We start from the raw sequence: 6,436 nt of genomic DNA, 5'->3' as shown, positions 1-6,436 counted from the left end.
GGTCGACGCGCTGGTCTGCGCGCCGGGCAACGCCGGCACGGCCGACCTCGCCGAGCCCCGTCCGCTCGACGTCACCGACCCGGACGCGGTCGCCGACCTCGCCGAGCGGGTCGGCGCCGAGCTCACCGTGATCGGCCCCGAGGTACCGCTGGTCGCCGGGGCCGCCGACGAGATACGCGCCCGCGGCCTGCCGGTGTTCGGCCCGAGCGCGGCCGCTGCCCGGCTGGAGGGCAGCAAGGCGTTCGCCAAGGGGGTCATGCGCGCCGCGGGTGTGCCCACGGCCGCCGCTCGCGACCACACCGAGGTCGAGCCGGCGCTGGCCGACCTCGACGAGTTCGGCCCGCCGTACGTGGTGAAGTACGACGGGCTCGCCGCCGGCAAGGGCGTCACCGTGACCGAGGACCGCGAGGCCGCGGTCGCCGCCGTGCGCGCGAGCCTGCGCGGTCCGGACGACCGGGTCGTCCTGGAGGAGTACCTCGACGGGCCGGAGGTCTCCCTGTTCGCGGTCGTGACGGAGGCCGGCGCGGTCCTGCCGCTGCTGCCCGCCCAGGATCACAAGCGGGTCGGCGACGGCGACACCGGGCCGAACACCGGCGGGATGGGTGCCTACACCCCGCTGCCCTGGGCGTCGCACGGGCTGACCGCGGAGATCGTCGCGACGGTGATCCGCCCGACCGTGGACGAGATGGCGCGGCGCGGCACCCCGTTCACCGGCCTGCTCTACGTCGGCCTCGCGCTGACCACCCGCGGCCCGCGGGTGGTGGAGTTCAACGTCCGCTTCGGCGATCCCGAGACGCAGGCCATCCTGGCCCTGCTGACCACGCCGCTGACCGACGTGCTGTCCGGGCGCCGCGCGCCGGTGTGGCGTTCGGGCGCCGCGATCAGCGTCGTCGTCGCCGCGCCCGGCTACCCGGCGGCCCCGCGGCTGGGCGACCCGATCCGGGGACTCGCCGCCGCCGGGGCGCTGACCGGCGTCGACGTCCTGCACGCCGCGACCCGCCGGGACGCCGACGGGCAGGTCGTCTCCGCCGGGGGAAGGGTGCTGTCCGTCACGGCGATCGGCTCCAACCTGGAGTCCGCGCGAGGATCTGCCTACGAGGCCGTCAGCCGGATCTCGCTGGCCGGCGCCCACTACCGCACCGATATCGGGGACCCGTCCCGGATGCGTCATGCGGCTGACGTACACCGCGCGGACACCGCGCCGGGCGAGGGCCCGACGCGGCCTGAGAAGAAGGAGTAGACCGTGTCGCAGAACAACACCGGGCCGGACCGTCCCCGGGTGGCCGTCGTCTTCGGGTCGCCGTCGGACACCCAGACGATGAGCAAGGCCGGCGCCACCCTGGAGCGCTTCGGCGTGCCGTACGAGCAGGTGTCGCTGTCGGCGCACCGGGCGCCGCGCACCCTCGCCGAGTACGTCGGCCAGTTGCGCGCCCGGGACATCTCGGTGGTCATCGCCGGGGCGGGCCTGGCCGCGGCGCTGCCCGGCGCCGTCGCCGCGCTGACGACGCTGCCGGTGATCGGGGTGCCGATCTCCGGCGGGGCGTTGGACGGGATGGACTCGATGCTCGCCATCGCCCAGATGCCCCCCGGCGTGCCGGTCGCCACCGTCGGGCTGAACAACTCGACGAACGCGGCGATCCTCGCCATCCAGATCCTGGCGCTGGCCGACCCGGACCTCAGCCTCAAGCTCGCCGCGTTCAAGGACGACTTCGAGCAGGCCGCGGCGGACGCTCTGAGCACCGTGTCCGCCGCCGCCGGCGCCCAGCCGTGATCGGCCGCTACACCCTGCCCGACATGGGCCGAGTGTGGTCCGAGGCGCGCAAGTACGAGCTGTGGTGCGAGGTCGAGGTGCTGGTCATGGAGGCGCACGCCGCCGCCGGCCGGATTCCCGCCGACTCCGTCGAACCGGTCCGGGCTGCCCCCGCCCCCACGCCCGAGGCCGTCGCCGAGATCGAGGCCGTCACCCAGCACGACGTGATCGCCTTCCTGTCCGCGTGGGCGGACCGCACCGAGCCACGCTCGGCCGCCGCCTACGTCCACTTCGGCATGACGTCGTCGGACCTGCTGGACACGGCGCTGGCGCTGCAGCTCGTCGAGTCGACCGATCTGCTGCTGGCCCGGGCGGACACCCTCGTCGCGGCCCTGCGCGACCTGGGCCTGGCCCATCGGGACACCCTGCGGGTCGGGCGCACCCACGGCATCCACGGCGAGCCGACCGTGTTCGGCCACCGGGTCGCCGACCTCGCCTTCGGGCTCGCCCGCTGCCGCGACCGGCTGCGCGCGGCCCGCGCCGACGTGGCCGTGGCGAAGATCTCCGGCGCGGTGGGGACGTACTCGAACATCGAGGCGGACGTCGAGGCCTACGTCGCCGAGAAACTCGGTCTGCGGCCGACGCCGGTGGCCACCCAGGTGGTGTTGCGCGACGGCATCGCCAACTGGGTGGCAGCGCTCGCCGGGCTCGCCACGCTGTGCGAGGCGGTCGCGCTGGAGGTACGCCACGGCCAGCGCACGGAGGTCCGCGAGCTGTCCGAGCCGTTCGGCTCCGGGCAGAAGGGTTCCTCGGCGATGCCGCACAAGAAGAACCCGATCATGTCGGAACGGATCGCCGGCATCGCCCGGATCGTGCGCGCCCAGTACGTCCCGGTCCTGGAGGGGGTGCCGCTGTGGCACGAGCGTGACATCTCGCACTCCTCGACCGAGCGGATCGCCCTGCCGGACGCCGCGGCCGGCGTCGACTACCTGCTGCACCTGACGACGCGGCTGGTCACCGGCCTGGTCGTCGACACCGCGCGGATGCGGGCGAACCTCGACGCCACCGGCGGGCTGGTCTACACCTCGGCGGTGCTGCTGGAGCTGGTCGAGACGGGCCTGTCCCGCGAGGACGCCTACGCCGTCACCCAGGCGGCGGCGATGGAGACCTGGCAGACCGGCGTACCGTTCCGCGAGACCCTGCGCAAGCACGCCGGCGACCGGGGCCTGCCCCTCGACGAGGCCCGCCTCGACGAGGTCAGCCGCCCCGAGCGCTACACCGAGCGCCTCGGCCCCGTCTTCGCCGCCCTCGCCGCCCTCGCCTGACCCGCGGCTCCCGAGGCCCCGGGCGCGGGAGGCCCCGGGCGCGGGAGGCCCCGGGCGCGGGAGGCCCCGGCTTCCTTGCCCTTTGGGGGGGTTCGATGCCCGTTTCGTCCCCCCCGACGGGCAAGGAAGCGTAGCCACCGGTGAGCGGGATCTGTCGACGGCGGTCAGTGGATGGCCACCTCCAGGGCGACGAGGATCAGGCCGAGCAGGGAGCTGCCGGTCGCGTACCGGGCCAGGCGCCAGCCAGTCAGCCCGGCCGCCCCGCCGGCGAGCAGGCCCCAGACCGCCAGGAGGACGACGCAGGTCCACAGCGCCGCCTGCAGCGCGCCCTCGGCGGTGGCGCCGGCCACGCGGGCCAGGATCAGCACGGCCAGCGGGAGAACCGAGGCCTGCACCAGCGGCCAGTTCCGCAGCAGCGCCGTCCAGGCCAGCCGCAGGAGTCCCTGCGGCGGTCCGGGTCCTGGCGATCGTCTGCCGGGGGCCAGATGGTGACCGACGGCGTGGGCATAGCCGTGGGCCAGCCAGAACACCGTCACCGTGACCAGAACGTCGATGACGGTGCGGGCCAGGGAGTCGTGCTGCGGGTCCTGCGCCGCGAGCAGGCCGGCGGTGAGGACCGTTCCATAGATCCCATGCTCCGGATGCCCGGCGCCCGCTCCCCCGGCCAGTCGGGCTGCCACCGCGCCGATCCCGCGGGTGGAGCCGGTCACCCGCGGGTCGCCGGTGCCCTGGGCGGCCCTGGCGCCCTGATCGGCACCGGCGCCCTCGTCGGCGACTGCCTGCCAGTGGCGCCGTCCCGGTGGTCTGACACGCCTCCACCCAGCCTCCTGCCGTCTCCTCGGCCTGCATGGACACGTCCGGCGGCATCCATGCTCGGTGACGGGTGCCGGCGACGCAGGTCGGCGGCGGATCGCCCGACCCGCCGGACGCCACAAACGGACAAATCGCTGTGCGGGCATGGCGCGGGACGCACCAGGCCACGGGTGGTGTCCGGGGTCGGTACGGTCGGGGCATGCCGCTGACACATGAGGAGTTCGCCGGACTCACCCATCTGGGTTCGGGCAAGGTCCGGGAGCTGTTCGCGGTCGGGGACGACGCCGTGCTCCTGGTCGCCAGCGACCGCATCTCGGCGTTCGACGTGGTCCTGCCGACCGAGATTCCCGACAAGGGCGCCGTGCTGACCGGGCTGTCGCTGTGGTGGTTCGACCAGCTCTCCGATCTCGTCCCGTCGCACGTCATCAGCTCGAACGTGGACGAGTACCCGGCCGAGCTCGCGCCGTACACCGAGCAGTTGCGCGGCCGGTCGATGCTGTGCCGCCGGCTGGACATGGTGCTCATCGAGTGCGTGGCCCGCGGCTACCTGACCGGCAGCGGGCTGAAGGACTACCAGCGCACCGGCGCGGTCAGCGGGCATCCGCTGCCGGCCGGGCTGGTCGACGGCAGCCGGCTGCCGGCGACGATCTACACCCCGTCGACGAAGGCGCCGATCGGCCAGCACGACGAGAACATCAGCCGCGCCGACGCGGCCGGCCGGGTCGGCAACGAGCTCGCCGCCGAGCTGGAGCGGCTCACCCTGCAGATCTTCGGCCGGGCCAGCGACCTCGCGGCCGAGCGGGGCATCCTGCTCGCGGACACGAAGTTCGAGTTCGGCCACGACGCCGAGGGCACCCTGCGCCTCGCCGACGAGGTGCTCACCCCCGACTCGTCGCGCTTCTGGCCGGAGGACACCTGGTCGCCGGGCGTCTCCCAGCCGTCGTTCGACAAGCAGTACATCCGGGACTACCTGACGAGCACCGGCTGGGACAAGACCGAGCCGGGACCGGAGCTGCCCGACGACGTCGTCGAGGCGACCCGAGCCCGCTACGTCGAGGCCTACGAGCGGCTGACCGGCATCTCCTTCAAGGACTACCTCTCCACCTCCTGAGGCGCGCCGGTGCCTCCTCGAGGCTCGCCACCGCCCGGGACTCGCCGCCGCCCGGGACTCGCCACCTCCTGGGACCCGCAACCTCCTGGGGTGAACCCGCCGCCTCATGAGCGCGGACCTGCGAGCCGGGTGGGGCCAGCCCCACCCCGCCACCGGCGGATGGCCACAGCGGGAAGCCGGTAGCTCACCGCAGTGACCATGAACGTCGGGAACGAGATCGTCGTTCCATGCAGACGCCACCTCGCCCGACAGCCGTTTCCCCAGGTCCGACAGCCGGTCCGAGCCGGCCACCGGACCTGCCCGGCGCCGGCCGGCACGCCCGTGTGCCGGCCGGCGCGGACCGGCCGAGGCACCTCGCCGCGCGGGCGGCACGGTGGAGTGTCCGGCACCGGTGGCTGGCCGTCGGCGGCTGGCTGCTGGGCGTCGTTCTGGCGATGGCGATCGGCAGCATGATCGGCACCCACACCCTGACCGACGCCGACTACAGCACCGGGGAGGACGCCCGGGCTCAGCACATTCTCGACGATCACGGCTACGTCAACCCGGCCGACGAGAACATCCTGATCCAGCGCGCCACTCCCGCGGCGAACCCGCAGGCGCTGCTGGCCGACCCGCAGATCCACGCGACGCTGACCGACGTCGCCGCCCGGGTGCGGGCGAGCGGGGTGGCGACGTCGCTGCGTAGCCCGCTGACCCTGCCCGGGGTGAGCACCGACCCCGGCCTGGTCTCGACCGACCTGCGCTCGGTGCTGTTGGCCTTCGATCTGAAGGGCACCGAGGACGATCCGGCGCCGGTCGAGCCGACGCTGGACGCCGTCGCCGCCGTCCGCGCGGCGCATCCCGGCGTGTCGGTCGAACAGTTCGGGGACGCCAGCGCCGACAAGGCCCTCGACGCCACCGTCGGCAACGACTTCCACCGCGCCGAGCTGCTGGCCATCCCGCTCACCCTCGGCATCCTGCTGGCCGTGTTCGGCGCGGTGGTCGCCGCGGTGATCCCGATGGGACTGGCGTTGACGTCCTTCGTCGGGGCGCTCGGTCTGGTCGCCTTCGCCAGCCGGCTGTTCCCGACCGACGACACGGCGACCTCCGTGATGCTGCTGATCGGACTCGCGGTCGGCGTCGACTACGCCCTGTTCTACATCCGACGGGAACGCGAGGAGCGGGCCGCCGGCCACGGTCCCGAGCGCGCTCTGGAGATCGCGGCCGAGACGTCCGGGCACGCGGTGCTGGTCTCTGGCCTGACGGTCGCCGCGTCGATGGCGGGCCTGTTCATCACCGGGCTGGCAGCGTTCACCGGGGTCGCCGTCGGCACGATCATCGTGGTGCTGGTGGCCGTACTCGGCTCGCTCACCGTGCTGCCCGCACTGCTGTCGCTGCTCGGCGACCGGGTGGAGCTGCTGCGCCTGCCGTGGCACCGCCGCGCGGGTCGGCCCGCGC

The 6,436-nt window shown here is 74.0% G+C and carries 6 protein-coding genes; 5 read left to right on the top strand and 1 reads right to left on the bottom strand.

The features are described 5' to 3' along the window. The 3 genes from purD to purB form a co-directional block, all read left to right on the top strand. Positions 1-1,240 (top strand): phosphoribosylamine--glycine ligase (gene purD / locus ND748_RS22055; RefSeq protein ID WP_251747886.1); only part of this gene is annotated, 1,240 nt, incomplete at its 5' end. A gap of 3 nt (positions 1,241-1,243) precedes the next feature. Then, on the top strand, positions 1,244-1,771 hold the full coding sequence (gene purE, locus ND748_RS22050; protein ID WP_251747885.1) for a 5-(carboxyamino)imidazole ribonucleotide mutase: 528 nt from the start codon (positions 1,244-1,246) through the stop codon (positions 1,769-1,771). Next, on the top strand, positions 1,768-3,075 hold the full coding sequence (gene purB / locus ND748_RS22045) for an adenylosuccinate lyase (RefSeq protein WP_251747884.1): 1,308 nt from the start codon (positions 1,768-1,770) through the stop codon (positions 3,073-3,075). Before purE ends, purB begins: the two co-directional genes overlap by 4 nt. Positions 3,076-3,239: 164 nt before the next feature. Here the strand turns inward: purB and ND748_RS22040 are convergent, their stop codons facing one another. Continuing rightward, on the bottom strand, positions 3,240-3,785 hold the full coding sequence (locus ND748_RS22040) for a hypothetical protein (protein ID WP_251747883.1): 546 nt from the start codon (positions 3,783-3,785) through the stop codon (positions 3,240-3,242). A 302-nt stretch (positions 3,786-4,087) separates the two neighbouring features. Between ND748_RS22040 and ND748_RS22035 the strand changes: the two genes are divergently transcribed. Both ND748_RS22035 and ND748_RS22030 read left to right on the top strand, forming a co-directional pair. Then, complete coding sequence (locus ND748_RS22035) at positions 4,088-4,999, top strand: phosphoribosylaminoimidazolesuccinocarboxamide synthase (protein ID WP_251747882.1); 912 nt, start codon at positions 4,088-4,090, stop codon at positions 4,997-4,999. Between the two features lie 227 nt (positions 5,000-5,226). Next, positions 5,227-6,436: MMPL family transporter (locus ND748_RS22030; RefSeq protein ID WP_251747881.1), on the top strand; the 1,210-nt coding region annotated here is incomplete at its 3' end.

The organism is Frankia sp. AiPs1, from assembly GCF_023716945.1.
GTDB lineage: Bacteria > Actinomycetota > Actinomycetes > Frankiales > Frankiaceae > Frankia.
The sequence above is the reverse complement of the archived record's forward strand: the minus strand, read 5'-3'. Positions and strand labels throughout refer to the sequence as shown.

What these genes read in the sequence shown, in the direction of transcription:
- ND748_RS22035 (WP_251747882.1), top strand. Translation starts at nt 4,088, where the DNA reads ATGCCGCTGACACATGAGGAGTTCGCCGGACTCACCCATCTGGGTTCG.